The sequence below is a fragment of the Telluria mixta genome (assembly GCF_029223865.1).
GTDB lineage: Bacteria > Pseudomonadota > Gammaproteobacteria > Burkholderiales > Burkholderiaceae_D > Telluria > Telluria mixta.
Genome location: NZ_CP119520.1, coordinates 7,324,203 through 7,350,963, shown reverse-complemented (window position 1 = coordinate 7,350,963; position 26,761 = coordinate 7,324,203). Strand labels below are relative to the sequence as shown.

Here is a 26,761-nt window from a genome sequence, read left to right as displayed (position 1 = left end):
TCAGGTTTCCTTTTCGAGGATGGCGGTAAGCGAATGCCGGACGGCCTGGAACTCCTGTTCCATGTCGGTCAGGATCGCGTCCGCGCCTTCGGTGGTGTCGGCGCGGCCCAGGTGCTCCAGTTCCTTGCACAGGGCGGCGAGGGCCTCGGCGCCGACGTTGGCGCTGGCCGATTTCAGCGTGTGGGCGATGCGGCGCACGTTGCCCGTGTCGAGGCCATCGATGGCCGAGCGCAATGTGAGCAGCTGCTGCGGCGTGTCGTCGACGTAGGCGGCGATGACCTTCTGCACGAGGGCGTCGCCGCGGTCGCGCGACAGGGCCCGGATCTTGTCCAGTGCCACGCGGTTGATGACGTCGCGCTGGATCACTTCGACGGATTCCGGCGGCAGGCGCGGCGGCTCGTCGTCGTGGTGCACGGTGGCCGCGAGCGGCAGCGCCATCCAGCGCCCGATCACGGCCGCGATTTCCTGCTGGCTGAACGGCTTCGACAGGTAATCGTCCATGCCGGCCGCGAGGCACGCTTCGCGGTCGCCCTGCAGCGCGTTCGCCGTGATCGCGATGATGGGCAGCACGCGCCCGCGGCCCGCTTCGCGTTCTTCGCGCCGGATCGCGGCCGTCGCGGCAAAGCCGTCCATCACCGGCATCTGGCAATCCATCAGGACGGCATCATATGAAGCCGTGCGCACGGCCTGCAGCGCATCCTCGCCGTTGCGCGCGCAATCCACCTGCAGGTCGAGGCTTTCCAGCATTGCCCGGGCCACCTCGATGTTGACGGGATTGTCCTCGGCCAGCAGCACGCGCCGCGTGCGCGGGCGGTTGGCGTCCAGCTGCAGGGGGCGCGGCGGCATGAAGCGCGGCGCCGGCGCGACCTTGCCGCGCGGCGGCGTCGCCAGGCAGGCGAACAAATCGGCCGCGCGTGCAGGTTTGATGAGCTGGTACGCGACGCCGGCCTCGCGCCGCTGCACCGGATCGGCGGCCAGCCGTTCGGGGCTGAGCAGCACGAGCCGCGTGGCGCGCGTGGCCGGGTCGGACTTGATCTGCGCGGCCAGCAGCAGGCCGCTCGTGTGGGACAGCTCCATGTCGAGGATCGCGGCGTCGTACGGCCGGCCGGCGCGCGCCGCCTCGTCCAGGCGTTCCAGCGCCTCGTCCGCACTCTCCGCCGCGTCGCATTCGATGCGCCACGTGGCCAGGTGCCGTTCGAGACCGATCCTGCTCGTCTCGCACTCGTCGACGAGGAGCACGCGCAGGCCGTCGATCGTGTGCTGGTGGTCGCCCGGCGCATCCGGGTCGACGCGGCGCTTGTCGAAGGCGACCGTGAACCAGAACACGGATCCCTGGGTTACCGCTCCCTTTATCAGCGCGTTCTCGACGCCGATCGAACCGCCCATCAATTCGACGAGCTGTTTCGAGATCGCCAGACCCAGCCCCGTGCCGCCGTATTTGCGGGTCGTGGAATCGTCGGCCTGTGAGAATGCTTCGAAGATGCGGCTGCGGGCGTCCCGCGAGATGCCGATGCCGGTGTCGTGCACTTCGAAGCGCAGCATCACGGCCTGGTTGTCCTCGCTCGCGATGCGCACCTTGGCGAGGATGCGGCCCTGGTCCGTGAACTTGACCGCGTTGCCGAGCAGGTTGGCCATGATCTGGCGCAGCCGGTTCGGGTCGCCGCAGATGGCGACAGGGATATCGTTGGCGATGTCGAAGTGGAGCAGGATGTTCTTCGCTTCGGCCTGCGGCGTGTAGACGGTGTGGATGTCGTCCAGCAGGTCCCACAGGTTGAAGTTGATGTATTCGACGGTGAGCTTGCCGGCCTCGATCTTGGAAAAGTCAAGGATGTCGTTGATGATCACCAGCAGGTGCTCGCCCGACTGTTTTACCAGCCGCGTGTAGTTGCGCTGCGTTTCGGTCAGCTCCGTCCCCAGCAGCATTTCCGTCATCCCGAGCACGCCGTTCATCGGGGTGCGGATCTCGTGGCTCATCGTGGCGAGGAAGGCGCTTTTCGCGCGGCTCGCCGCTTCGGCCGCGTTCTTCGCCTTTTCCAGCTGCTCGGTGCGCACGCTGACCTGGCGTTCCAGTTCGTCGCGGTGGTGCGTGAGCGCGGCGCCGCGGCCTTCGATCTGCGCGAGCATGTTGTTGAAGCTGTCGATCAGCACGCCCAGCTCGTCGTTGCGGTTGTGGGCGATGCGCAGCGTGTAATTCTGGCTGGCGGACACCTTCTGCGCCGCGTTGATCAGTTTGCCGATCGGGTCGCTGATGCTGCGCCGCAGCCGCCGCACCAGCACGAACGCCGTCAGCAGCGCGGCCGCCAGCGCGAGGCCCATCACGCCCAGCGCGCGCGCGATGTCCAGCCACAGCGGCACGAGGTCGCTTTCGATCATGACGGCGCCCACGGGCGGCAGCGTGCGGCCATCCGCGTCCGCCGGCGCGCCGAGCACGCGGTAGACGCGCAGCACGGGCAGCCAGGGAAGGCTGCCGGATTCGGCGGCCGCGGCGACGGTGTCGGGATCGAGCCCGCTGAGCGCCTCGACCTTGTCCGCGGCATCCTGGCCGGGCGCGCGCCAGGTGGCGAACGGTTGGCCCTTGCGATCGTACAGGACGGCCGACGCGAGGCCCGGGCGCGCTTCCAGCGCGGCCAGCAACTGCGTCGCAAGGCGGCGGTCGTTGAACTGCACGGCGTCGAGGGCGCCCTGGGCGAGCACGGCGGCCATCGCGTCCAGCTCCTGCCGTTCCTCGCGTCGCTCGCCGGCCACGGTCGTCACGGCGAAGGCGACGTAGACGACCAGCAGCGCGCTGGCGGCTGCCTGCAGGCACATCGACGTCAGTTTTCGGTTGAGGCTTGAGCGCTCGAGAGTCTGCATGTGTTGGGCGGATCCGGCGGTCGGCGCTGCGAACGAACCTGTCGCACAGGTTCACCATGCAAGAAAGCAAATTCTTGCAGGAACTGACTATAGGTGAGGGATATGGGGCGCCGTTTGTTCTGGCGCAAAGCGGCGGGAGCGGAGAGGAGGGGAGGGCCTATAAAAACATCGCCCCCGACGGGCGGGGGCGATGATGTTTTGCGTTACGGAAAAACTGCTGGCTCAGCAACAACCCCCGCGCTTGCCGCTCCCGTACCGCGCCTCCTGGCGCTCGCGGAAAAACTCCTCGTAGCTCATGACCGGCTGGTCCGGATGGGTCTTCTCCATGTGCGCCACATAGGTGTCGTATTCCGGCAGGCCGACCATCAGGCGCATGCTTTGCCCGAGGTAGCGGCCTGCCTGTGCCAGCGCGCCGAGCATCACTGCACCTCGGCCATCGAGGCGGCGGGCGCCGCGACGTACGGCGTCTCCTGGGCGCTCGGACGGGCGCTCTTGCGGGCGGCCAGCGCGGTGCGGAAGCCATACAGCACGACGGCCAGCACGACGACCATGAAGAAGCCGCACAGGGTGGCGTCGACGTAGTCGTTGAAGACGATGCGGCCCATCTGGTCGAGCGACTTGGCCGGTGCCAGCACCTGGCCCTGGTCGAGCGCGGTCTGGAATTTCTTCGCGTGCGCCAGGAAGCCGACCTTGACGTTCGGGTCGAAGATCTTCAGCCAGCCGGCCGACAGCGTGCAGATCAGCAGCCAGATGGTCGGGACGATCGTGACCCAGGCGTACTGGCCGCGCTTCATCTTGAACAGCACGACGGTGCCCAAGGTGAGTGCGATACCGGCCAGCATCTGGTTGGCGATGCCGAACAGCGGCCACAGCGTGTTGATGCCGCCCAGCGGATCGACGACGCCCTGGTACAGGAAGTAGCCCCAGGCGGCGACGCACAGGCCGGTGGCGATCAGGTTCGCCGGCAGCGAGTCCGTGCGTTTCAGCGACGGGACGAACGCGCCCAGCAGGTCCTGCAGCATGAAGCGGCCGGCGCGGGTGCCCGCGTCGACGGCGGTGAGGATGAACAGCGCCTCGAACAGGATCGCGAAGTGGTACCAGAACGCCATCATCGCCTTGCCGCCGACGACGTTGGACAGGATGTGGGCCATGCCGACGGCCAGCGTCGGGGCGCCGCCGGCGCGCGAGATGATGGTGTTCTCGCCGACGTCCTTGGCCATCTGCGTCAGCTGGTCAGGCGTGATCACGAAGCCCCAGTTGGAGACCGCGGCGGCGGCCGTCTGGGCGGTCGTGCCGAGCACGGCGGCCGGGCTGTTCATCGCGAAGTAGACGCCCGGGTCGATGGTCGACGCGGCGACGAGGGCCATGATGGCGACGAACGATTCCATCAGCATGCCGCCGTAGCCGATGAAGCGGGCGTGTTGTTCGTTCTCGATCATCTTCGGCGTGGTGCCCGACGAGATCAGCGCGTGGAAGCCGGACACGGCGCCGCAGGCGATGGTGATGAACAGGAACGGGAACAGCGTGCCGGACCAGGCCGGGCCGGTGCCGTCGATGAAGCGGGTGATCGACGGCATCTGCAGCATCGGGGCGACGAACACGATGCCCAGCGCGAGGCCGACGATGGTGCCGATCTTGAGGAAGGTCGACAGGTAGTCGCGCGGCGCCAGCAGCAGCCACACGGGGATCACGGAGGCGACGAAGCCGTAGCCGATCAGCATCCAGGTCAGCTGGGTGCCGGTGAACGTGAACATCGGGCCCCAGGTCGGCGAATCGTGCACGAACTGGCCGCCGACGATGGCGCCGATCAGCAGCACGAAGCCGATCAGCGACACTTCGCCGATGCGGCCCACGCGGATGTAGCGCGAATAGATGCCCATGAACAGCGCGATCGGGATCGTCGCCATCACGGTGAACGACCCCCACGGCGAGCCGGTCAGGGCCTTCACGACGATCAGCGCCAGCACCGCGAGGATGATGACCATGATCATGAAGGTGCCGAACAGGGCGATGACGCCGGGGATCTCGCCCATCTCGGACTTGATCAGGTCGCCGAGCGAACGGCCGTCGCGGCGCATCGACAGGAACAGCACCATGAAGTCCTGCACGGCGCCGGCGAACACGACGCCGGACAGGATCCACAGCATGCCGGGCAAATAGCCCATCTGCGCGGCGAGCACGGGACCGACCAGCGGGCCGGCGCCGGCGATCGCGGCGAAATGGTGGCCGAACAGCACGTAGCGGTTCGTCGGCACGTAGTCGAGGCCGTCGTTGTACTTGTACGCCGGGGTCTGGCGGCGGGCGTCGAGGCCCATCACCTTATCGGCAATGTACAGGCTGTAGAAGCGGTACGCGATCAGGTAGACGCAGACGGCCGCGATGACGACCCAGACCGCGTTGATGGATTCGCCGCGTTTGAGGGCGACGTAGGCGAGCGAGCCGGCGCCCGCGAGCGAAAGCGCAGCCCATCCGAGCTGGCTTGTGAGACGTTTCATATTGACTCCTCCGATGTGGATGCGCTGCCCGACCGGTCGATGCCGGCTTACACGAACAGCAGCGTGCCTGCCAGTATCTTGCACGGGTCGGCGACTCACAAGCGCATGATTACGCAGCGCTCTACGTAGTCCTACGTAGGCAAGCTTTGCAAGCAGCAACAGCTGATCGGTCGTACAATTTCATGTTACGACTATTTCGACGCGCACGGCATGCAATTACGGCAGAAGGTCATCTTCCTTGCGATCGCCCCGCTGATCGTGGCGCTGTGCGCGATCGCCCTGTTCGTCCGCCAGCAGGCGATCGGGCTCGCGCACGAGCAGCACGCCACCATCCAGCGGGCCTACCTGGCCAGCAAGCAGGCGGAACTGCGGCACTACGTGGACCTCGCCTCGCACTCGATCGCCCACCTGACGGCATCCGGCCGCAGCGACCCCGCCACGCTGGCCGAGGCCAAGCGCATCCTGCAATCGCTCAGCTTCGGCGACGACGGCTATTTCTTCGTCTACGACATGGACGGCCGCAACCTGATGCACCCGCGCCAACCGGAGCTGGTCGGGCGCGACCTGTGGAACCTGCACGACCAGTTCGGCGCGCCGACCATCCAGAACATCGTCGCCGTCGCCAAGCAGGGCGGGGGACTCGTGCGCTACAACTGGGTCAAGCCGTCCACGAACAAGTCCGCGCCCAAGCTCGGCTACGTCGTGCCGGTGCCGCAATGGGGCTGGATCATGGGCAGCGGCCTGTACCTCGACGACGTGCAGGCCGCGCTCGACCAGGTCGACGCCCAGCAGTCGCGCAACATCGAGACGACGATGTGGTGGATCGCCGGCCTCGCCATCCTCGCCACGCTCGTCATCGGCGGCGCCGGCCTCGCGCTGAACGTCAGCGAATCGCGCGTGGCTGACATGAAACTGAAAGCCCTCGCGCAGCGCGTCGTCGATTCGCAGGAGCAGGAACGGGCGCGCCTGTCGCGCGACCTGCACGACGGCATCAGCCAATGGCTCGTGTCGATCAAGCTGCAGATCGAGGCCGGCATCATCCGCATGAAAGGCACGCCGGACCAGCAGCGCCAGGCGCACGCCAGCTTCGAGCGCACGGCGGAAGAACTCAACAAGGTGTTGGGCGAGGTCCGGCGCATCTCGCACGACCTGCGTCCCACGTTGCTGGACGATCTCGGACTCGCGGCCGCGCTCGACCACCTGGCCGAGGAATTCTCGCAGCACAGCGGCATGCCCGTGACCTTCAACGTGTCGGGCGATGCCGAGCACCTGCCGCAAACGGTCGGCACGGTGCTGTTCCGCATCGCTCAGGAAGCGCTGACGAACATCGAACGGCACGCGGACGCGCACCACATCGACCTGGCGCTGCACGCCGGCGACGGCCGCGTGCTGCTCACCATTGCGGACGACGGCGCCGGCTTCGACGCCGAGGGCGTGGCCACGCACCCGCAGCGCGGCATCGGCCTGCGCAATATGATGGAGCGGATGGACGCCATCGGCGGCCACCTGGACATCGCATCGTCCGCGGCCGGCACCACCGTGTGCGCGAGCGTCGAACTGGAGACCTGAATGACCGAGAAGACCGTCTACATCATGCTGGTCGACGACCATCCCCTCGTACGCGACGGCCTGCGCGCACGGCTGGAAGCGGTGGCGCATTTCCGCGTCGTGGCCGAAGCGGATTCCGGCGCCGAGGCGCTGGCGCTCGCGGGCAGCACGCGCATCGACCTCGTGCTGATGGACATCACCATGCGCGACGGCAGCGGCATCGAAGCCACTGCGCGCCTGTACGCGAACTATCCGGACATCGCCGTGCTGATCCTCTCCATGCACGACAAGCTCGAATACGTGACGCAGGCGATGCAGGCGGGCGCGCGCGGCTACGTGCTGAAGGATGCGCCGGGCAAGGACATCGTGCTCGCCATCGACACCGTCATGGCCGGCGGCATCTACTACAGCGCCGCCGTCGCGCGCCAGCTCGCGCGCCCGGCCGCGCAGGACAACCAGCTCACGTCGCGCGAACAGGAAGTGCTGCGCCACATCGCCAACGGCGAATCGAACAAGCAGATCGCGAAGGCGCTCGACCTGTCCGTGCGTACCGTCGAAACGCACCGCCTGAACATCAAGCGCAAGCTCGGCATCGAAGGCCAGGCGGAGCTGATCAAGTTCGCCGTGCAGCACGGCCGCGTCGGCGGCGCGGGCGCGTAAATATATATGTAAATCCGTATCCTAGAGGAAACAGAAACAGTTGCTTTCCACTAAGGCGTGCTCTACTATTAGCTGGTTACTATCAATGCATATTCGCTAATGTCCAGCGCCCCGTTCCCGGTGGTTGAAGTACGCTCCGTCGCCAACGCGCAGAACGAGTGGGTCGCTCTGTTGCTTGGCACGCCGGGGGCAGGACTCGACGATCCCGCGTTGCAAGGCCTGTTCGGCACGCCGGACCTGCTGGCCGCCATCGCCCCCCTCGACTGCATCGTGCTGCTGGACGATGTGTCTGTCCTGACGCCTCCTGTCCTGAACGTGCTGCCCGCCAACCGCGTGCTGCTGGCCGTGCGCGCGGACGCGCTGGCGACGGACGGCACGGCGCGCCGCCTGGCCGAACTGCAGATGACCGGTTACCGCGTGCTGATCGACGGCGTGCTGCCGGAAGGCGTCGCCGCACCGATCGCGCTGCGCACCGTGGCGCGCGACGCCGGCTGCGAACTGCCGCGCGCCGGCTCGCTGCCGACGTTGTTCGGACCGCACCTCGCCTACAACGTCGACGACATGGCCGCGTACCGCGCCTGCGAGAACGCGGGCTTTGCCTGGTTCAGCGGCGACTATGCGCTTGGCGGCAGCGTGGCCGAAGGCGATGACGGTACGTCGCGCCGGCGCATGCTGACGATGCTGGCCCTGCTGGCCCGCGACGCCGATTCGCGCGAACTGGAAGCGCAGCTGAAAGCGGATCCGGCGCTCTCGTATCACCTGTTGAAACTGGTGAACTCGGCCGCGTTCTCGGTCGGCACCCAGATCACGAGCTTCGGCCAGGCGATCAGCCGCCTGGGCCGGCGCCAGCTGCAGCGCTGGCTGCAACTGCTGCTGTACGCGCGCCAGCACCCGGACAGTCCGCCGAACCTGATGCTGCCGGTGGCCGCCTTGCGCGGCGCCGCACTGGAAGACCTGTGCAAGCGCGACGGCGGCGACCGCGACGAGCAGGACCTGGCCTTCATGGCCGGCGTGTTCTCGCTGCTGGACCGGCTGTTCCAGATGCCGATGGCCGAGATCGTACAGGACCTGAGCCTGCCCGAACACGTCGAAGCCGCATTGCTGCGGCGCGAAGGACAACTGGGACAACGGTTGCGGCTCGCAGAAGCTGGCCGGCCGGATCCCGGGACGCTGGAGGAAGCGGGCGTCGACGGGCCGGACTGGTGGCAGAGCCAGTTGCACGCCTATCACTGGGCCATTCAGGTAGCCCGCAATGTCTAGGATGCCAGCCGCTGCGCCGATCGATTTCGTGGGCGGCAGCGCTGCCGTCTGCGACGCCGTATTGACCCGCCGGGGCGACGATCTGTACAACGAACTGGGACGGATCGCCGGCGCGCTCCTCGCGAGTCCGCATTGTGCATTCATCCCGGAAGGCGTCCTGCACCCGCACATGGTGGAGGGCGCGCTGCTGCAGGAAGTGCGCGCCGACGGCGTCTGCTTCGGCCGCTACGAAGTCGCCGGCCGCGCCTACAGCGTGGACGACCTGCGCCAGCTGGAAGCGCTGGCCGGCCTCACCGGCACGCTGATGCAGGTGCATTCGCTGGCCCAGCGCACGACACACGCCTATGCCCAGGTCGAAGCGCAGCTGGCGCACCAGTCGCAGATCCTCGACCAGATCCACGAATCCGTGCTGACGATGGACCGCATGGGCTACATCACCAGCTGGAACAAGGGCGCCGAGCGCCTGTTCGGCTACACGGCGCTGGAAGCCGTCGGCCGCAACATCCTGTTCCTGTACGCGGACGACGACCAGGACTTCCAGGACGCCTTCGCGGAGCAGGGCGGCCGCATGATGGAAGTGCGGCGCCGGAAGAAATCGGGCGAGATCTTCTGGGCCAGCCTGTCGCTGTCGCCGCTATGCGACCTGGAAGACCGACCGACCGGCCTGATCGCCTATCTCACCGACATCACGGAACGCAAGCTGGCCGAGGAACGCCTGCATCACCTGGCCTACTACCAGGAACTGACCGGCCTGCCGAACCGCACGCTGTTCGGCCGCCTCGTCGACCAGGCCCTGATGGTCGCCCAGCGCAACGAATCCACCGCGTGCGTGCTGTACCTGGACCTGAACCGCTTCAAGCTGATCAACGGCACGCTGGGCCGCAAGGTCGGCGACGACCTGCTGCGCCAGGTGGCCGAACGCCTGCGCAATACGCTGCGCGACGAAGACGTCGTGGCGCACCTGTCCGGCGACGAATTCGCCGTCGGCCTGTTCGACATCCGCCAGCACTTCGAAGCGACGACGGTCGCGCAAAAGCTGCAGGCCGCACTGGAAGCACCGTTCCTCGTGCAGGGTCACGACCTGCGCGTGGGCGCGAGCATCGGCATCTCCGTCTACCCGCAGGACGGCCAGGATGCCGAGACGCTGCTGCGCATGGCCGACATCGCGATGGAGCGCGCCAAGGAACACGCGGAAAACCCGGACCGCAGCGTCGCGTTCTACCGCCTCGACATGAACGAGGGCATGCAGCAGCGCATGCTGATCGAATCGGGCCTGCGCCACGCCCTCGGCAACGGCGAACTGATCCTGCACTACCAGCCGAAATTCGAAATCGGCTCGAGCCGCCTGGTGGGCGCCGAAGCCCTCGTGCGCTGGAAGCATCCGGTGCGCGGCATGGTCCCGCCGATCGAATTCATCCCGCTGGCCGAAAGCACGGGCCTGATCGTGCAGGTGGGCGAGTGGGTGCTGGAACAGGCCTGCGCCCAGGCCGCGATCTGGCAACGCGCCGGCCTGCCGCCGTTCCGCCTCGCGGTGAACGTGTCCGCACGCGAATTCACGCCGTCGCTGCCGGGCCGCGTCGCGGAAACCCTGCGCCGCTACCGCCTGGACGCGCACTGGCTGGAGCTGGAGATCACGGAAAGCACGCTGATGCACGACATCGAACACGTGATCGCCATCATGGACCGCATCAGCGCACTGGGCGTGGCGCTGTCGCTGGACGATTTCGGCACGGGCTATTCGAGCCTGTCGTACCTGAAGCGCTTCCCGATCGACACCCTCAAGATCGACCGTTCGTTCACGACGGGCATCCCGCTGGACCCGAGCGATTGCGCGATCGCGAGCACCATCATCGGCATGGGGCGCAAGCTGGGGCACCGTGTCATTGCGGAAGGGGTGGAGACGCTGGAGCAGCTGGAGTTCCTGCGCCAGGCCGGGTGCGACGAGGTGCAGGGCTATCTGTATGGGAAGCCGCTGCCGGCGTATGAGTTCGAGAAGAGTTTGCGGGAGAACTGGTTGTTGATGTGCATGGGGGAGGCGTCGACCCTTGGCTCGCCCGTCCGTTTGCTGCCCGTGGGGCAATGATTTATGTATAATGCCGGTTCCCCAGGAAGCGTGGCCGAGTGGTTGAAGGCAGCAGTCTTGAAAACTGCCGACGGGGGAACCCGTTCGTGAGTTCGAATCTCACCGCTTCCGCCAGGAAATAAAATGGCCGCCCATCGGGCGGCTTTTTTATTTCCTGGCGGAAGCGAGCGAGGCGCCTGCGCGCCTCGCGTGTGAGATTCGAAGGGCATGGCCCTGCAGGGCCATCCCTCCCGAATCGCCCGTTTGCTGTCCGCAGAGCGGACAGCGTTGCGCGCCGAGGGCGCGCACTGCAACTTATGAATACCTGCATGCCTGCGAGGTAGCGGTCGCTTGTATCATTTCGGCGGCCGAGTACCTCAAGCCCTCATCGGCAAAAGGCCATGATCCCCGCGATGACGTCCTTCCGTTCATACGTCACGGTGACCTCGCATGTCGTCGCCTTATCGTCCATCCGTTTCGCTAGCTGCACGGCCATCTTTCCATAGGTGCAGTACAGCCACTTCTGCTCGCCAGGATCGAAGTTCCAGGTCGACGCGCCGCCGCCTTTGACCTTCTTCGAACTGGTGGGGACCAGGTACTGCATTTGCTTCGGGGCGCCACTCAGCATTCCGCCGCCGTCCAACCGAACTACGCCGGGCGACGACGCGACCCATCCTTCAGGCGCATGTTTGAGTTCGACCGCAGCCTCTGGAAGCGCTTCCGGGCACGTGACAGTCTGCGCGGCAGCGAATGCCGGCGCTGCCGCGACAAGTAGAATTCGCCGCATCATTCGATTACCGAGAATGCTTCGGCGTTGTTGCTGGGGTCCTTCCACTGGCCATCCTTGGATTTTCCTTTCCTGGCGATGTGACGCAGCGACACAACAGGCTTATGAGGGTCGTTCTTCCACTGGTCCATTACCCACATACCAGCCCCAGCTGACGATACGAAGAATGCGGCGTGCTGACCTGTCGTACTGTGAGGATAGCGACCATTTTCAAAGGTTGCTATCGCGGTGCCGGGAGCGAGCTTGTGTGCAATGTCGACGACCCGCTCCCCCGGCCGCCAGACACTCGTCGTAGTGCCTTTCAGGCCAGGAGCGTAGGCCTTGACCAGCTCTACGCAATCACCGCTGCCGACGAGCTCGTGGCCGCCAGTTCCCTGACTTTCGTATATATGTGCGGCATATGTCCTCCTGCTGTCGATGGAGGGACATAATGTATCTGTCGGGCCAGTAGCCACTTGTCAAGAGTCAACTCGTGAACATGAGCATGCGAGCCGACTCGTGCGGCTGGGCAGGACTCAAGGCCGGCTATGTGACCGCGTGTTCGCCACACCTTGCCATCTCCGGCACCCGCCCGAACCATGGCTGCACCTCCTCTAACTGCCTTGCCACCTGCAACAACCGCTCCTCGCTCCCGAACGGCCCCACGAACTGCACCCCCAGCGGCAACCCCTCCGCCGTCCAGTGCAACGGCACGCTCATCGATGGCGTCCCAGTGAGGTTCGACAACTGCGTGAACGGCACATAGCGCAGGTTGTCCGCAGCGATCTTCTCGACGGTCTTGTCGAGCAGCCGCAGGCGCGCCAGGATGCCCAGGAGGCCGGTGCCGTTCAGGAAGCCGAGCAGGCGCTGTTCAGCGGACGACGGATCGCCCGTGCCATGCTTGATCGGCGGGTGCGCCAGCGTCGGTGTCAGGAACAGGTCGTACCGGCCGAAGTATTCACCCAGGACGCGGGCGAAGTCGTTCCAACGGTGCAGCTCCGTCGTCAGGCGCATGGCCGAGACGCTGTCGCCCAGCGTGACGAGGATGCGGTTCATCAGTTCCAGGTCGGCGGTGCGTCCGCCCAACGCCTGCGCGCCGCGCACGGCGGCCGGGATCTGGCCGAAGTACAGGTGCAGGTAGCTTTGCGCGAGGGCCGTGCCGTCGATGGCGGGGGCGGCCTCCTCGACATCGTGGCCGAGGCGCTCCAGCAGTCGGACCGTGTGCCGGACGGCCTGGATGGCTTCCGGATGCACGTCCGTGCCGATCGGCGATGCGGTTGACCAGCCGATGCGCAGCTTGCCCGGATCGCGCCGCATCAGCTCGACGTACGGCGCGGCGGGCGGGGCGATGACGAACGGGTCGCCCGGTTCCGCGCCCTGCAGTATGTCCAGCGCCAGTGCGGAATCGCGCACGCTGCGCGAGATCACGCCTTCGGTCGAGGCGCCGAACCAGACTTCGGCGGTGCCCGGGCCGGGCGACACGCGCCCGCGCGACGGCCGCAGCGCGAACAGGCCGCAGCACGCGGCCGGGATGCGCAGCGACCCGCCGCCGTCGTTGCCGGCAGCCATCGGCACGATGCCGGCGGCCACCGCGGCGGCCGCACCGCCGCTCGAACCGCCCGGCGTGCGCGCCAGGTCCCACGGGTTGTTGGTGCGGCCGAACAGGACGGGATCGGTGACGGCGCGGATGCCGAACTCGGGCAGATTCGTCTTGCCGAACACGACGAGGCCGGCGTCGAGGTAGCGCCGCACGACGTGGGCGTGACGGGCCGGCACGTTACGCGTCATCGTCCGGCTGGCATAGGTCGTCGGCACGCCGGCGTAGTCCTGCACGCCGTCCTTGAGCAGGAAGGGCACGCCGGCCAGCGGGCCGCGCAGCGGACCCGCGGCCTGGGCTCGCGCCTGCGCTTCCATCAGCCGTACGACGGCGTTCACGCGGCCGTGCACGCGTTCGTGCTGCGCGAGTGCGAGGTCGAGCAGTGTGGCGGGGGCGACGTCGCCTGCGGCTACGCGCGCGGCGAGCGCGGTCGCGTCGTGGGCCAGGTAGTCGGCATGGTTCATGGTGTCTCCGGTCGTTATTGTTATGGGGCGGCGGATGATCTTGTCATGAAGGAATTGTTGCCGCAACGTCGCGCATGCTACGATCACTAGAGTCCGACGTCTTCTTCTAGTTCTTCGTATCGGAATCCGCGACCATGTCCGAAGTCACGCAAATCATCAGCACGATCAAGCGCCAACTGAAGCTGCAAGGGAAGACGTATCGCGACGTGGCCGCCGCGCTGGGCCTGTCGGAGGCGAGCGTCAAGCGCCTGCTGACGTCGGACACGCTCGGCGTCGACCGGCTCGTCGAGATCAGCAACATGCTCGGTTTTACCTTGGCCGAGCTCGCGCAGGAAGCCTCGCTGACCGGCACTCGCCTGCACACCTTGAGCGCCGAGCAGGAAAAGGAGCTCGTATCGGACACGAAGCTGCTGCTCGTGGCCGCGTGCGCGCTGAATCACTGGACGCTGGCGGACATCCTCGCCGTCTACCGCCTGACGGAAGCCGAGTGCCTGCAAAAATTGCTGCACCTCGACCGCCTGCACCTGATCGCCCTGATGCCGGGCAACCGCATCCGCCTGAACGTCGCGCGCGATTTCGACTGGCTGCCCGACGGCCCCATCCGCCAGTATTTCCGCACGCAGGGCCTCGCCGATTTCCTCGATGGCCGCTTCGACCGGTCCGACGAGACGCTCGCCTTCACGCACGGGATGCTGACGGAGAGCGCGCTCGCGTCCATGCAGGTGGAGCTGCGCCGGCTGCGCGCCCGCTTTGCCGAGTTGCACGAGGAAAGTCTGGTGTCGCCGCTGCCCAAGCGGCGGGGCAGCGGGCTGCTGCTGGCACTGCGCGAGTGGGAGCCGGCCGGATTCACGGCGCTGCGCCGCTGACATATGCATTAATCCGTTCTGGACTTTCTTTCACCTGTCAGATATTGTTTACACGTGAAAGAGAAAATCAAGCTACCGCAGGGCGATCGCCTGCTGGCCATGCTGGCAGCGCTGGCGAATCCGCACCGGCTGCGCATCATCGCCGCGCTCGAGACGGGTGGGCGCAATTACGTGAGCCAGCTGGCGCGCGAGATTGGACTGAGCCGTCCATTGCTGCACCTGCATCTGCAAAAGCTGGAAGAGGCCGGGCTCGTCACGAGCACCCTCGAATTGTCCAGCGACGGCAAGGCGCTCAAGTTTTTCGATGTGGCCGAGTTCGGCGTCCTGCTGGCGCCCGCCGCCATCGTCGAAGCGGTCAAGACATTGAACCCACCCGAGGAAGAGTAGAGGCTGCCATGTCCCCCGAAATATATCTGATGACGCTGTTCCTGCCGCTGGCCACCGTCCTGCTGGTCTTCGGCATGAAGTACTACGCCATGATCCAGCAGGCCAAGGCGCGCACGGCGCGCGACGATGCCGACCGCCGCCTCGCGGACGAGACCCTGGCCCAGCTGGCAGCGATCAATGCCGCCCTGGCACGGCTGGATGCGCGCATGGGGGCGGTCGAGAAAGTGTTGAAGGAAGTCGGATAGCGGAATTTTTCAAGGAGCCATCATGCGCGAAGTATCGTTGTCGAGGCTGTACCTGTTGCGGGCGATGTATTTGCTGGTCGTCGTCGGGCTCGGCGTGTTCGCCGTGCCGTCGATTCTGCGTCATGCGGGGCAGCGCGAGCTGGCGCAAGGCATTGTCGATGCGATGTTGCTGGCGTTCTGGCTGCTGTCCATGCTCGGCCTGCGTTATCCGCTGCAAATGCTGCCTGTGCTGTTGTGGGAACTGGTGTGGAAGGTGCTGTGGCTCGGCATGGTCGCGTGGCCCGCATGGCGCGCCGGCACGATGGACGCGGACACGGCGGAAAACGCCTTCAATTGTTCCTTCGTCGTGCTCGTGCCGCTCGTGCTGCCGTGGGGCTATCTCGTGCGCCATTACCTGCGCGCGCCCGGCGACCCGTGGCGCGCGCAGGACGCCGCGGCGCCCGAGCGCAAGGTGGCCGAAGCGTAAGTCTCGGCCGCCGTCCGGTCAGCGCTGGCGCGGCGCGTCGATGCGGTAATCCCACGCCGCCAGCGTCTGCTGCTTGCCTCCCGGCAGGCTGAAGCGCTGCGCCTCGTTCGACACGTTGACCGTCACCTGCACGCTGTTGCCCTTCAACGCACGGCGGAACGCGAACACCTTGTCGTTGCCCGTCTGCAGCACCTGGACGGGACCGCCGTACTGGCCGTTCCACAGCGCCGGATTGGCGTGCTTCAGCGCCAGCAGCTTCGTGTAGAAGGGCGCGTACGCATAATCCTTCCACTGGATCGGGTCCTTTTCGAAGAACTCGATGCGCTTGTCGAGTCCGGCTTCCTGGCCGCCATAGATTAGCGGCATGCCGGGCAAGGTTGCGGCCAGCACGGCCATCGCCTTGAAGGCCGGACCGTACAGTTCGACGTCGCTGCCGGCCCAGGAGTTCTCGTCGTGGTTGCTCGTGAAGCGCATGCGATACGCGCCCGGCGGGAAGGCTTTCGGCGGGTGTTCGAGGAAATCCGTGAGCGTGCGCGCGTCCGCCTTGCCTTTCGCGATGGCTTTGAACAAGTCTTTCGTGTCCCAGCCATACGTCATGTCGAAAGCGTGCTCGTGCAGGTCGGGCTTGTCGGCCTCGGCCAGCATGAACACGGGTTTGACGCGGTCGAGCTCGGCACGGGCCTGGTTCCAGAACGGCGTCGGCACCTTGCCGGCGACGTCGCAGCGGAAGCCGTCGATGTCCGCATCGCGCACCCAGTACAGCATCGCGTCGGTCATGCCTTTCCACAGGCCGGGCTTGGTCCAGTCGAGGCCCGTCACGTCGGTCCAGTACTCGGGTTCGGCACCGTCCGTGTAGGTGACGGGATAGATCTCGCCTTTCTCATTCTTGAGATACCAGTCGCTGTGTTCCTGCGTCCACGGGTTGTCGAATGCGGTGTGGTTCGCGACCCAGTCGATGATCACATGCATGCCCAACCCGTGCGCCTGCTTCACGAGTGCCTTGAGGTCGTCGAGCGTGCCGAACTCCGGATTGACGGCCGTGTAATCGCGCACGGCGTAATAGCTCCCCAACGTGCCCTTGCGGTTCTTTTCGCCAATCGGCTGGATCGGCATCAACCACAGGATGTCCACGCCCATCTTTTTCAGGCGCGGCAGATGTTGCGCAAACGCCTTGAACGTTCCTTCAGGCGTGTATTGCCGGATGTTCACTTCGTAGATGTTCGCATTGCGCGACCAGCTTACATGCGGCATCGGCGCTGCTTCCGTCGCGGCAAACGCGGGCAGGGCCGTGAATAACGCTAGGGAAAGTGTAGTAAGGGTACGACTTAGCTGTCTCATCGTTATGTTTTTTCTGTAGTTTAGTTACAAATGCTGCCCGTGCGATTCTAAAGCGGAATCCTTGGGCTGTCATCTTGTCGACATGCAGATGTCGGAATATGCTGACAACAACTCGGGATAAGATGAGAGCGGATTTGTGCGATATTGGACAGATAGGATCGTGATGTAGCGAGTACTGTTGAGGCGTAGAGAGGACACGCCATGAACAAGGGTTTCGTTGTGTGCGTATTGCTGGGCGGATGTACGTCGCTCGCATGTGCACAGGATTCGGGAAGCGCGGCCGCCAGCGGCAAGCGCTCGGGACTGGACTACGTCGGCGAAACGCCGGGCGGCCACGATATCGCCGTCTTCACGGGACAGCCGAGCCGCAGCCATGGCGCCGCCTGGCACGCACAGCCGCGCCGCACCTACGGCCGCCTGGACGACATCGGCGTGCACCCCGGCACGGGCGGCTTCACGCTGGGCCACCAGTACAACTTCGAATACCTCGCGCGCCCGGACGTCGGCGACCCCTTCCACGCCGGCACGGCCGGCAAGGCCAGCAATCTCGTCACGCAAAACGGCATGCCCGTCGACAGCGGCGTGCGCTACTACAACACCCAGTTCAAGCACCTGAGCACGGGCGCGTCGTACACCATCGACACGCTCGGCGGCGACCCGATGGCCGACCGCGCCTGGGGCATGACGATCGGCTTCGACTACGGTGCGCTGTCGCTGCGCGCGGCGCACCAGAACCGGCACGTGGCCCAGGTCCATTTGTACGACCTGGCCGGCAGCAACATGGATGCCAAGAATTCCCTGATCGCGGCCAACCTGCGCACGCGCTGGGGCACCGCCTATGCCGCGTATTCCGCCAACCGCGGCTGGGGCAGCTCGCCGTTGTACAACCCCGACAATCCGTACGGCGCGGGCGTAGCGAGCACGTCATCGACCGACAGCCGCGACACCCTCGTCGGCGTGGCCGTCCCGATGACGCGCTCGACGACCTTCCTCGCCTCGTTCATCCACAAGAACGACCGCGACCTGGCCAACCGCGACGCGAACCAGTTCGCGGTCGGCGCCAGCTACGTCGTCTCGCGCAGCACCGACTTCTACGCCGCGATCTCGCGCACCGTCAACACGAACGGCACCGGCATCCTGATCGGCGGCGCCGCTCGCCCGAGCGGCAGCTCGGCCGTGAACGTCGGCATGCGCCACGCGTTCTAGCGTTCCCACGAAGGTTCCCGTGCGTTGCGCCGTCGCGCGCCGAAAGCGGGTAGCCTGTCCTCATGACTTTTGCATTATTTTGGAGGCAACATGACTGGCACGAGCACTCTTGATCCGGATAACTTTCCGGAAGCACCCGACCGCAGCCTGGGCAAAGGCCACGGCGTCGATTCGCTCGGCCCGAGCGATATTTCGGACACGGGCAGCGACGTCGTCGGCGGCCCCGGCTTCGCCGCGAACCTGGACGACGACCAGAAACTCGACCTGGACACCGGCACGACGTCCGACAACGAAGCGAGCTACGCCCACGACAGCGCCGGCGCCGACATGGGCGACCCGAACTTCGAAGGCGACAGCGACTTCGGCGGTACGGGCGAGCGGGCGGCCGCGGGCCGCGACATCCTTGCGCGCGACGGCGCCGATATCGACACCGATCACATCGAATCGATTCCGAATTTGCCGCTGACCGATGAGGATGTCGATTTCCTCGGCAGCGAGCCGCCGAAAGGACCGGCGCCGGGCAAATAAACGCGATCGACCGCAAAGCAAAGGGCCGGATTTTTCCGGCCCTTCGTTTTAATGCGTCAACCTGTCACGCGTGCCACACCGTCCGCTGCCACGGCCGGCGTGTCAACGCCCATGCCGCCAGCAGCGCCCCGCCGAGCAGTACGGTCTTCGTGGACGCCGACCGCATCTCGAACGACGTGTACGGACTCCGCTCGACGACACGGTGCTCGCTGTTGTTGCGCTGCCGGAGCTCCTGCTCGGCGACCGGCGCGTACAGGCTGTCGCGGCGTGCGCTCGAGTTCGGGCGGTCAGATTGCTGCTGGTTGAACATCGTGCGGCTCATGAAGCGGTCCAGCGCGCGCGGCATCAGGTAGCCCGTGAGCGACGTCAGCCTGGAGTGGCCGCCCACGTACAGGTCGCGCTCCGGCACCTGGGCCGCGTGCAGGATGGCTTGTGCCACCAGCTCCGGCGCGTAGTTCGGCGGGGGCAGGTCGGGCTCGTGCTCCATGTAGCTCTTGGCGTGGTTCGGGAACGGCGTCGCGATCGCGGCCGGCTTGATGACGGTGAGCGAGATGCCGGCGTCTTCCTTGTCCAGCTCCATCCGTAGCGATTCCGTGAACGCCTTGATCGCATGCTTGGACGCGGAATAGGTGCCTTGTAGCGGCACCGCGCGGTCCGACACTTCGCTGCCCAGGTTGATGAGCGCCCCGCCGCCGCGGCCCTTCATGAGCTTGACGGCTTCCAGCGAGCCGTGCACGACGCCCCAGAAATTCGTCTGCATCACCTTGCGCATGTCTTCCAGCGCGATGTCCTCGTTGCGGCCGTAGACGCTGATGCCCGCGTTGTTGACCCACGTGTCGACGCGGCCGAAGCGTTCCATCGCCACCTGGCCGATGCGGGCCACGTCCGCCGGGTTGCCGACGTCCGCCGTGACGGCCGCGACGTCCATGCCGCGCTGGCGCATTTCGTGGGCGAGGGTGTCGAGGGCGTCGCCGTCGCGCGCGGCCAGCACGAGGTGCGCGCCGCCTTCGGCCGCCATGCGGGCGGTGACCAGGCCGATGCCGCTCGTCGCGCCCGTGATCACCATCACCTGTTCATCCAGTGTTTTCAGTTTGATCGACATGATGCCTCCTTACAGCGCCTGGCGCAGACGGTTGGACGACCAGATGCGGCTGGCTGGGCGGCCAGCCAGCTTCCACGCGGCGAACAGTGCGCCGGCACCCAGCAGCACACCCACCACCTTGCCCTTGCGTAGCGACAGCGCCGTGTACGGGGACGTCTCGACCACGTGCGCCGAGATGCCCTGGCGTTCGCGCAGCGCATGCTGCGGATCCGGTGCGTGCAGGGCGTCGCGGCGGTTCGGCGAGCTCGGGATGTCGGTCTGCTGCTGCCTGAACATCGTGGCGCGCATCACGCGGTCGAGCATGGACGGCATGGCGAAATTGCCGACGGAGAAGGCCTTGGCCGCGCCGCCGACGAACACGTCGCGCTTCGGATGCTGGGCCGCGTACAGGATGGATTTCGCGACCAGTTCCGGCGCGTAGACCGGCGGCGGCAGGGTCGGTTCCTTGTCCATGTAATTCTTTGCGTGGGCGACGAACATCGTGTCGATGGCGGCCGGCTTGATGAGCGTGACGGCGATCGGCGCCTTGTCCTTCTCCAGTTCGACGCGCAGCGAATCCGTGAACGCCTTGACGGCGTGCTTGGACGCGGCGTAGATGCCTTGCAGCGGGATCGAGACGTCGGACAGTTCGCTGCCGAGGTTGATGATGGCACCGCCGCCGCGCGTCTTCATGTGCTTGACGGCTTCCAGCGAGCCGTGGACGACGCCCCAATAGTTCGTGTCGAACAGGCGCTGCATGTCGTCCAGCGAGACGTCCTCGTTGCGGCCGAAGATCGAGATACCGGCGTTGTTGACCCAGGTGTCGATGCGGCCGAAGCGCTCCATCGCGGCCTGGCCGATGCGTTCCACGTCGGCCGGATTGCCGACGTCGGCGACGACCGTCGCGACCTGCGTGCCGGTACGGCGCAGCTCGCTCGCCAGCTGGTCGAGCGCATCGGCGCTGCGGGCTGCAAGGACCAGCTTGGCACATTGCTCGGCGGCCATGCGCGCCGTCGTGAGGCCGATGCCGCTCGTGGCGCCGGTGATGACCATCACCTGCTCGTTAATCTTGCGTAATTGCACTGACATGAATGCTCCTTCGCTCGGGTTGGAGAATCGCCGCCGCGGTGCGCGTCAAGCGGATCCGCGCGGCTCGGTGAGTACGGGTTCGTTGCTGAACACGACAATCGTAGCCGCACAGCGGATTTCAAGTCATTCTTTACAAGTTGGCGCTTTGTTCACGATTTACAAGGCTGGGATTCCTGGCGCAGCCAGTCGGCAACGGCCCGCACCGCTTCACCTGGCGGTGGATCGGCGCGCATGACCAGGTGGTAGGTATAACCGGGAATGGCCGGCCCGAACGGTTGCACGAGATAACCGGCCGCGAGTTCTTCGGCCACTAATGCCAGGCTCAGCAGGGCAACACCCTGGCCAGCGACGGCGGCCTGGATAGCATGCCCGTCGTCCGAATACCGGAGCTGTCCGCGCGACGGGTGCCATTCCAGTCCCGTGCGCGCGAACCACGTTTCCCACGTGGGATTGGCGGCGGACGCCTTCGTCCAGTCGAAGTGGATGAGTGGCACCGCGCGCAGGTCGGCGACCGCGTGGACGCCCAGCATCGGGTTGGCGACCGGTGCGTACGTGTCGGCAAACATGACCTCCGCCGCGAGACCCGGGTACGGGCCGCTGCCGTAGCGTACCGCGATGTCGACGCCATGCGTATCGAGGTCGACGGTGTCGTTGGACGCGTGCAATTGCAGGTCGATATCGGGATGCAATGCCTGGAACCGGCCCACCCGCGGCACCAGCCATTTCGCGGTGAACGCATGGGTTGCGGACACCGTGACCCGGTCTCTCCTGTTCGCCTGCGTGAGACGCGCCAGCACGGCTTCGATGGCATCGAAACTCTCCCGCAGCACCGGGTACAACTGGGCGCCCGCGTCCGTCAACGTGACTTGCCGGACCTGGCGCACGAACAGCTTCAGGCCCGTGTGGTCTTCGAGGACGCGGATGCGGTGGCTGATCGCCGTCGGTGTCACGGCAAGCTCATCGGCGGCGCGCTTGAAGCTGCCGTGCCGGGCCGCCGCCTCGAACGCGCGCAGCGACGAGAGGGGCGGTAGCCGGCGCGTCGTCCGTGGGGTCAATGGGTGAATTGAAGTCATCTGATGCCTGAGAAACCGTCGTTTGTCGCGAGACGCGCTGGCAACGATTATTCCACACACGGGTGAGTTGATCTCATCCGGTTCTTCTTTTCGAATTCAGGAGGCAACATGCTCGAACGCGTCATCACCCAGCCCGACCCGTATGAACCCTATCTGCTGTCGCAGGGCATCCGGTTCGGCGACCTGCTGTTCATTTCCGGCCAGGCCGGCGCCGGCGACGACGGACGCATCGTCGACGGCGGCTTCCTCGCCCAGGGCGAGCAGGCGTTTGCGAACCTGCGGCGCGCGCTGGAAGCGGGCGGGTCCAGCCTGCGCGACGTCATCAAGGTGACGATCTTCGTGACCGACATGGGTCATTTCCAGGACGTCGTCGCGCTGCGCCGTAAATTTTTCTCGGCACCGTATCCGGCCGATACGATCGCCGAAATCAGGGCGCTCTACGATCCGCGGGCGATGATCGAGATCGAGGCGATCGCGGCGGTGCGCCGGCAGGGAGACAGCGATGCGCGATAACGGTCACGTCGACACGCTCTTCGAACCGCTGGCCCTCGGTTCGCTGGTGCTGCCCAACCGCCTGGCCGTCGCGCCGATGACGCGCGTGAGTGCGACTGCCGACGGTCTGCCAACCGCGCAGATAGCCGACTATTACGCGCAGTTCGCGCAGGGCGGTTTCGGCCTCGTCATCACGGAAGGCGTGTACACGGACGACGCGTACGCGCAGGGATATCTCCACCAGCCGGGTCTCGCGAACGCGGTGCAGCGCGATGCGTGGCGGCCCATCGTCGAGCGCGTCCAGTCATGTGGCGCCCGTGTGATCGCGCAACTGATGCATGCCGGGGCACTGTCGCAGGGGAATCCATACCGGACAGGCACCGTCGGTCCGTCGGCCGTGCAGCCGAAGGGCAGGCAGATGACGTTCTACCGCGGCGCGGGCGAATACGCCGTACCTACCGCGATGACGCAGCACGACATCGACACGGCCGTAGCCGGCTTCGCGCAGGCGGCGGCCCGTGCACGCGAGGCGGGGTTCGACGGTATCGAGATCCATGGTGCGAATGGTTATTTGCTGGACCAGTTCCTGTCGGAAGGCATCAACCTGCGCGACGACCGCTACGGCGGCGGCATCGACGGCAGACTGCGCCTGCTCGTGGACGTGGTCGACGCGGTGCGGACCGCGGTGGGTGCGGACTATGTCGTCGGTGTGCGCCTGTCGCAGGCGAAGGTCAACGACTTCACGCATCGCTGGAGAGGAGAGGAGGAGGCGGCCACGATCTTCCGCACCGTCGGCGGACTGCACGTCGACTACGTGCACGTGACCGAGTACGAAGCGTGGCAGCCCGCGTTCGAGACAGGCCCGAGCCTGGCCGCGCTGGCGAAGCACCATGGCGGCAAGCCGGTACTGGCCAACGGCTCGCTGCACGATCCGGCGCGGGCGATGGGCATGGTCGAGCGGGGCGAGGCGGATGTGGTGTCGCTCGGCCGCGGTGCGCTCGCCCAGGCGGACTGGCCGCGGCGCGTCAGGACCGGCGTGCCGCTCGCCTCATTCGATCCGGCCATCCTGTCCCCGCTCGCGGATCTCGCGAACGCGGACCGGTGGCGCGAAGATCAGCGGCGGCCTGGCTGATAAATCTGGTCGAACAGTCCGCCGTCCGCGAAGTGCGTCTTCTGCGCCTTCGTCCAGCCGCCGGCCACCTCGTCGATCGTGAACAGTTTGATCGCCGGGAATTGCACGGCGTACTGTTTGGCATACGGCTCGACGACCGGGCGGTAGTAGTGCCTGGCGGCGATCTGCTGGCCTTCCGCGCTGTACAGGTATTTCAGGTACGCCTCGGCCACGGCGCGGGTGCCCCGCTTGTCGACCACCTTGTCGACGACGGCGACAGGCGGTTCCGCCAGGATGCTGACGGACGGCGCGACGACTTCGAACTTGCCGTTACCCAGTTCCTTCACGGCCAGCAGCGCTTCGTTTTCCCACGCGATCAGCACGTCACCGATACCGCGTTCCGTGAACGTGGTGGTGGCGCCGCGCGCGCCGGAGTCGAGCACCGGTACGTTCTTGAACAGCTTTGCCAGGTAGGCGCGTGCGGATGCTTCCGTCGCGCCCGGCTGGCGCAGCGCATAACCCCACGCCGCCAGGTAATTCCAGCGGGCGCCGCCCGACGTCTTCGGGTTCGGCGTGATGACCGACACGCCCGGCTTGGCGAGGTCGGCCCAGTCACGAATCCCTTTCGGGTTGCCCTTGCGGACCAGGAACACGATGGTCGAGGCGTAGGGCGTGCTGCGATGCTCCAGGCGCTGCTGCCAGTTGTGCGCGATAAGGCCGCGTTCGCTGATAGCATCGATGTCGTACGCGAGGGCCAGCGTGACGACGTCTGCCTGCAGTCCGTCGATCACGGCACGGGCCTGCTTGCCGGAGCCGCCATGCGACTGCTTGACCGTTACGTTGTCGCCCGTCTTGACCTTGTACTGGCGCGCGAACGCGGCATTGAGGTCCTGGTACAGCTCGCGCGTCGGGTCGTAGGACACGTTCAGCAGGGTAATGTCCGCCGCCTGTGCGATGGAAGTACCCAGCGAAGCGACCGCGACGAAAACAGAGACAAGAGCGGAGGCGACCTTTTTATTGAACATCGTTTTCTTTCGGTTGAGTGTCTGTAGGCAACACCGTAGGGTAGGTGCCTGCTCAGCGAAAGAAAACGAATGAAAACGATGAAGCTTATGAATTTAATGCGCTTTGGACAGGATGAGCAGCCAACGGCGCAGCAGCAGCACTTCCACGTGGCCCGGCTCGACGCCGGTATCGCACTCGATGATCGGGTTGACCGGGTAGAAGCGTTTGCGGAAGTCGCGCGTCACAAGGATCTCGCGGCGACCGAGGCGCACGAGGAAAGGCGTCGGAGCATATTCAAGGCCGAAGGAGCTGTTCAGAGTGGACATGACGATCCCTTTATCGAGTTAGGTTACGTTAGCGTTGGCAAGTTGTCTTGCTCGAGTAGGTACAGAATAGCACAACTACTGTATAAATCTACAGGTACTGTACAAAAAACCAGTTGTTGCATATTTGTGTGGCTTTTTCGCCAATACGCCCCATCTGGAGCGGTATGCTGAATACCGTTCCGTCACGCCTGCGGCGCTTCGTCGCCGCCCGCCTGTCGCCCGAAGGGCAGATGGGCCTGCACCTCACCGTCGGCCTCGCACTGCTGGTGCTGGCGGCCTGGATCTTCGGGGAGATCGCCGAGGACGTCGTCACCGGCGACACGATCACGCTCGTCGACGTCCAGCTCGCGCACTGGTTCCACGACCGCGCCACACAAGGCTTCACGCGGGCCATGCTGGTCGTCACGCACTGGAACGGCGTCGTCGGATCGAGCATCATGGCCGCGCTGCTGGCGCTGTGGTTCTGGCGCCGCCATGCGCATTACTGGCTGATCGTCTGCCTCGTCGCGGTGCCGGGCGGCATGCTGCTGAACGTCGCGTTGAAGCACGTGTTCCGGCGCACCCGCCCCAGCTTCGACGATCCGCTGCTGAGCCTGATGACGTACAGCTTCCCCAGCGGCCACACGGCGGCGGCCACCGTGTTCTACGGCCTGCTGGCGTGCTACCTCGTGCGCCGGGTGCGGACGTGGCGTGCGCGCGCGCTCGTCCTGCTCGGCGCCGTCCTGATGGTGATGCTCGTCGCGCTGTCGCGCATGTACCTGGGCGTGCATTACCTGTCCGACGTGCTGGCCGCGGCGGCGGAGGGCGCCGCCTGGCTCGCGATCTGCATCACGGCCGTGTCGACCCTGCACCGGCGCCGTCTGGCGCGCGGCGAAACGTCGTGGAGCGAGCGTGCCCATCGTGCGGATGCGGCGGAGGACCTGCAGTGAAGCCCGTGACCGTGATCGTCAACGCGGGCGCCGGTACCGGGCACGACGAAGCCGCGTGCGATGCGCTGCAAACGCAACTAACCGACGCAGGCCTGGACGCGGAGCTCGTGCGGGCAGACGGCGGCGACCGGATGATCAGCGCAGCCAGGAGCGCGCTGGCGCAGGGCGCACGCCTTGTCGTAGCCGGCGGCGGCGACGGCACGATCAATGCCGTGGCGTCCGTGATGGTCGACAGCGGCGTGCCGTTCGGCGTACTGCCGCTGGGCACGCTCAATCACTTCGCCAAGGACCTCGGCATTCCGCTCGACCTCGGCGCGGCCGTGCGCAACCTCGCGACGGGAAGGCCCGTGAACGTCGACGTGGGCGAGGTGAACGGCCGCATCTTCTTGAACAATAGCAGCCTCGGCCTGTACCCGGACATCGTGCGCGACCGCGAAAAGCAGCAGCGCCGCCTCGGCCGCGGCAAATGGCCGGCCGCCGCCTGGGCCGCGCTCGCGGCGCTGCGGCGCTATCCGTTCCTGTCGATGCGCCTCACCGTCAACGGCGAGCGGCTCGCGCGGCGTACGCCGTTCGTCTTTATCGGCAACAATGCCTACACGATGCAGGGCCTGGCGATCGGCGAGCGGGCGCGCCTCGACGAAGGCGTGCTGAGCCTGTACGTGGCGCAGCATCCGACGCGCCTGGGCCTGCTGCGCTTCGCGTTCGATGCGCTGGTCGGCCGCCTCGGGCAGGAGCGCGACTTCGACGTGCTGACGGCGCCGGCGTTCGACATCGACACGCACCGCCACCACCTGCTCGTGGCGACCGATGGCGAAGTGACGGAGATGCACCCGCCGTTACGCTACCGGATGCGGCCTGGCGCACTGACGGTACTCGTGCCGCCGGTAGAGAATGACGTCAATCAACCATAACGG

26 protein-coding genes and 1 tRNA gene are annotated in these 26,761 nt (G+C 66.1%); 15 read left to right on the top strand and 12 right to left on the bottom strand.

The features are described from left to right. From P0M04_RS32365 to P0M04_RS32355, 3 genes are all read right to left on the bottom strand, one after another. Nucleotides 1-2,853: a hybrid sensor histidine kinase/response regulator gene (locus P0M04_RS32365; protein WP_259452079.1), complete on the bottom strand. Its 2,853-nt coding sequence runs from the start codon at nucleotides 2,851-2,853 to the stop codon at nucleotides 1-3. Nucleotides 2,854-3,075: 222 nt separating this feature from the next. Beyond that, entirely contained in the window at nucleotides 3,076-3,273 is a 198-nt protein-coding gene (locus tag P0M04_RS32360; RefSeq protein ID WP_036239796.1) for a YbdD/YjiX family protein, read from the bottom strand. Further along, entirely contained in the window at nucleotides 3,273-5,348 is a 2,076-nt protein-coding gene (locus tag P0M04_RS32355; protein WP_259452080.1) for a carbon starvation CstA family protein, read from the bottom strand. Before P0M04_RS32355 ends, P0M04_RS32360 begins: the two co-directional genes overlap by 1 nt. Before the next feature lie 210 nt (nucleotides 5,349-5,558). Here P0M04_RS32355 and P0M04_RS32350 point away from each other — a divergent pair, with 210 nt between their 5' ends. The 5 genes from P0M04_RS32350 to P0M04_RS32330 all read left to right on the top strand — a co-directional run bounded on the left by P0M04_RS32350 (nucleotide 5,559) and on the right by P0M04_RS32330 (nucleotide 11,013). After that, on the top strand, nucleotides 5,559-6,917 hold the full coding sequence (locus tag P0M04_RS32350; protein WP_259452081.1) for a cache domain-containing protein: 1,359 nt from the start codon (nucleotides 5,559-5,561) through the stop codon (nucleotides 6,915-6,917). Beyond that, the gene (locus tag P0M04_RS32345; RefSeq protein ID WP_259452082.1) at nucleotides 6,918-7,556 is read left to right on the top strand and encodes a response regulator; all 639 of its coding nucleotides are present in this window, start codon (nucleotides 6,918-6,920) and stop codon (nucleotides 7,554-7,556) included. It begins immediately after the preceding gene. A 99-nt stretch (nucleotides 7,557-7,655) separates the two neighbouring features. After that, nucleotides 7,656-8,816: an HDOD domain-containing protein gene (locus P0M04_RS32340; protein ID WP_259452083.1), complete on the top strand. Its 1,161-nt coding sequence runs from the start codon at nucleotides 7,656-7,658 to the stop codon at nucleotides 8,814-8,816. A 1-nt stretch (nucleotide 8,817) separates the two neighbouring features. Then, the gene (locus P0M04_RS32335) at nucleotides 8,818-10,899 is read left to right on the top strand and encodes a putative bifunctional diguanylate cyclase/phosphodiesterase (RefSeq protein ID WP_371877385.1); all 2,082 of its coding nucleotides are present in this window, start codon (nucleotides 8,818-8,820) and stop codon (nucleotides 10,897-10,899) included. Between the two features lie 24 nt (nucleotides 10,900-10,923). Beyond that, nucleotides 10,924-11,013, top strand: a tRNA-Ser gene (locus tag P0M04_RS32330). Between the two features lie 250 nt (nucleotides 11,014-11,263). Here the strand turns inward: P0M04_RS32330 and P0M04_RS32325 are convergent. The 3 genes from P0M04_RS32325 to P0M04_RS32315 form a co-directional block, all read right to left on the bottom strand. Continuing rightward, complete coding sequence (locus tag P0M04_RS32325) at nucleotides 11,264-11,713, bottom strand: STY0301 family protein (RefSeq protein WP_259452142.1); 450 nt, start codon at nucleotides 11,711-11,713, stop codon at nucleotides 11,264-11,266. Continuing rightward, nucleotides 11,665-12,120 (bottom strand): BPSL0067 family protein, encoded by a 456-nt coding sequence (locus P0M04_RS32320; protein WP_259452085.1) that lies wholly within the window; start codon nucleotides 12,118-12,120, stop codon nucleotides 11,665-11,667. Before P0M04_RS32320 ends, P0M04_RS32325 begins: the two co-directional genes overlap by 49 nt. Nucleotides 12,121-12,190: 70 nt before the next feature. Beyond that, complete coding sequence (locus tag P0M04_RS32315; protein WP_259452086.1) at nucleotides 12,191-13,705, bottom strand: amidase; 1,515 nt, start codon at nucleotides 13,703-13,705, stop codon at nucleotides 12,191-12,193. A 134-nt stretch (nucleotides 13,706-13,839) separates the two neighbouring features. Between P0M04_RS32315 and P0M04_RS32310 the strand changes: the two genes are divergently transcribed. Genes P0M04_RS32310 through P0M04_RS32295 form a run of 4 tightly spaced genes read left to right on the top strand, consistent with a single transcriptional unit; the run spans nucleotide 13,840 to nucleotide 15,669 of the window. Next, on the top strand, nucleotides 13,840-14,571 hold the full coding sequence (locus P0M04_RS32310; RefSeq protein ID WP_259452087.1) for a helix-turn-helix domain-containing protein: 732 nt from the start codon (nucleotides 13,840-13,842) through the stop codon (nucleotides 14,569-14,571). Between the two features lie 54 nt (nucleotides 14,572-14,625). Continuing rightward, nucleotides 14,626-14,958: an ArsR/SmtB family transcription factor gene (locus P0M04_RS32305; protein WP_259452088.1), complete on the top strand. Its 333-nt coding sequence runs from the start codon at nucleotides 14,626-14,628 to the stop codon at nucleotides 14,956-14,958. Nucleotides 14,959-14,966: 8 nt separating this feature from the next. Further along, complete coding sequence (locus P0M04_RS32300; RefSeq protein WP_259452089.1) at nucleotides 14,967-15,203, top strand: hypothetical protein; 237 nt, start codon at nucleotides 14,967-14,969, stop codon at nucleotides 15,201-15,203. Nucleotides 15,204-15,225: 22 nt separating this feature from the next. After that, the gene (locus tag P0M04_RS32295; RefSeq protein ID WP_259452090.1) at nucleotides 15,226-15,669 is read left to right on the top strand and encodes a hypothetical protein; all 444 of its coding nucleotides are present in this window, start codon (nucleotides 15,226-15,228) and stop codon (nucleotides 15,667-15,669) included. An 18-nt stretch (nucleotides 15,670-15,687) separates the two neighbouring features. Here P0M04_RS32295 and P0M04_RS32290 read toward each other — a convergent pair whose 3' ends face one another. After that, nucleotides 15,688-16,920 carry an alpha-amylase family glycosyl hydrolase gene (locus P0M04_RS32290; protein WP_259452091.1) on the bottom strand — a complete coding sequence of 411 codons (1,233 nt, stop codon included), beginning with the start codon at nucleotides 16,918-16,920 and terminating at the stop codon, nucleotides 15,688-15,690. A 288-nt stretch (nucleotides 16,921-17,208) separates the two neighbouring features. Between P0M04_RS32290 and P0M04_RS32285 the strand changes: the two genes are divergently transcribed. Then, nucleotides 17,209-18,213, top strand: a complete 1,005-nt coding sequence (locus tag P0M04_RS32285; protein ID WP_259452092.1) for a porin — start codon at nucleotides 17,209-17,211, stop codon at nucleotides 18,211-18,213. 90 nt (nucleotides 18,214-18,303) lie between these two features. Next, entirely contained in the window at nucleotides 18,304-18,741 is a 438-nt protein-coding gene (locus P0M04_RS32280) for a hypothetical protein (RefSeq protein WP_259452093.1), read from the top strand. A gap of 64 nt (nucleotides 18,742-18,805) precedes the next feature. Here P0M04_RS32280 and P0M04_RS32275 read toward each other — a convergent pair whose 3' ends face one another. The 3 genes from P0M04_RS32275 to P0M04_RS32265 form a co-directional block, all read right to left on the bottom strand. Further along, the gene (locus P0M04_RS32275; protein WP_259452094.1) at nucleotides 18,806-19,843 is read right to left on the bottom strand and encodes an SDR family oxidoreductase; all 1,038 of its coding nucleotides are present in this window, start codon (nucleotides 19,841-19,843) and stop codon (nucleotides 18,806-18,808) included. A gap of 9 nt (nucleotides 19,844-19,852) precedes the next feature. Then, the gene (locus P0M04_RS32270; protein ID WP_259452095.1) at nucleotides 19,853-20,911 is read right to left on the bottom strand and encodes an SDR family oxidoreductase; all 1,059 of its coding nucleotides are present in this window, start codon (nucleotides 20,909-20,911) and stop codon (nucleotides 19,853-19,855) included. A 149-nt stretch (nucleotides 20,912-21,060) separates the two neighbouring features. Next, nucleotides 21,061-21,984 (bottom strand): LysR substrate-binding domain-containing protein, encoded by a 924-nt coding sequence (locus P0M04_RS32265; RefSeq protein WP_259452096.1) that lies wholly within the window; start codon nucleotides 21,982-21,984, stop codon nucleotides 21,061-21,063. A gap of 108 nt (nucleotides 21,985-22,092) precedes the next feature. On the opposite strand from P0M04_RS32265, the gene P0M04_RS32260 reads away from it, so the two are divergent. Both P0M04_RS32260 and P0M04_RS32255 read left to right on the top strand, forming a co-directional pair. Next, on the top strand, nucleotides 22,093-22,497 hold the full coding sequence (locus P0M04_RS32260) for a RidA family protein (RefSeq protein ID WP_259452097.1): 405 nt from the start codon (nucleotides 22,093-22,095) through the stop codon (nucleotides 22,495-22,497). Continuing rightward, nucleotides 22,487-23,608 carry an oxidoreductase gene (locus P0M04_RS32255; RefSeq protein WP_259452098.1) on the top strand — a complete coding sequence of 374 codons (1,122 nt, stop codon included), beginning with the start codon at nucleotides 22,487-22,489 and terminating at the stop codon, nucleotides 23,606-23,608. Before P0M04_RS32260 ends, P0M04_RS32255 begins: the two co-directional genes overlap by 11 nt. On the opposite strand, the gene P0M04_RS32250 is transcribed toward P0M04_RS32255, so the two are convergent. Continuing rightward, nucleotides 23,590-24,612 (bottom strand): sulfate ABC transporter substrate-binding protein, encoded by a 1,023-nt coding sequence (locus P0M04_RS32250; RefSeq protein WP_259452099.1) that lies wholly within the window; start codon nucleotides 24,610-24,612, stop codon nucleotides 23,590-23,592. The two genes, P0M04_RS32255 and P0M04_RS32250, sit on opposite strands and share 19 nt — an antisense overlap. A 93-nt stretch (nucleotides 24,613-24,705) precedes the next feature. Next, nucleotides 24,706-24,918, bottom strand: a complete 213-nt coding sequence (locus tag P0M04_RS32245) for a hypothetical protein (RefSeq protein WP_160408475.1) — start codon at nucleotides 24,916-24,918, stop codon at nucleotides 24,706-24,708. A 164-nt stretch (nucleotides 24,919-25,082) separates the two neighbouring features. Between P0M04_RS32245 and P0M04_RS32240 the strand changes: the two genes are divergently transcribed. After that, a complete protein-coding gene (locus tag P0M04_RS32240) occupies nucleotides 25,083-25,847 on the top strand; it encodes a phosphatase PAP2 family protein (RefSeq protein WP_259452100.1) in 765 nt (254 codons plus the stop codon). Further along, complete coding sequence (locus P0M04_RS32235) at nucleotides 25,844-26,758, top strand: diacylglycerol/lipid kinase family protein (RefSeq protein ID WP_259452101.1); 915 nt, start codon at nucleotides 25,844-25,846, stop codon at nucleotides 26,756-26,758. The genes P0M04_RS32240 and P0M04_RS32235 overlap by 4 nt, the downstream gene beginning before the upstream one ends. Nucleotides 26,759-26,761 lie beyond the last annotated feature (3 nt).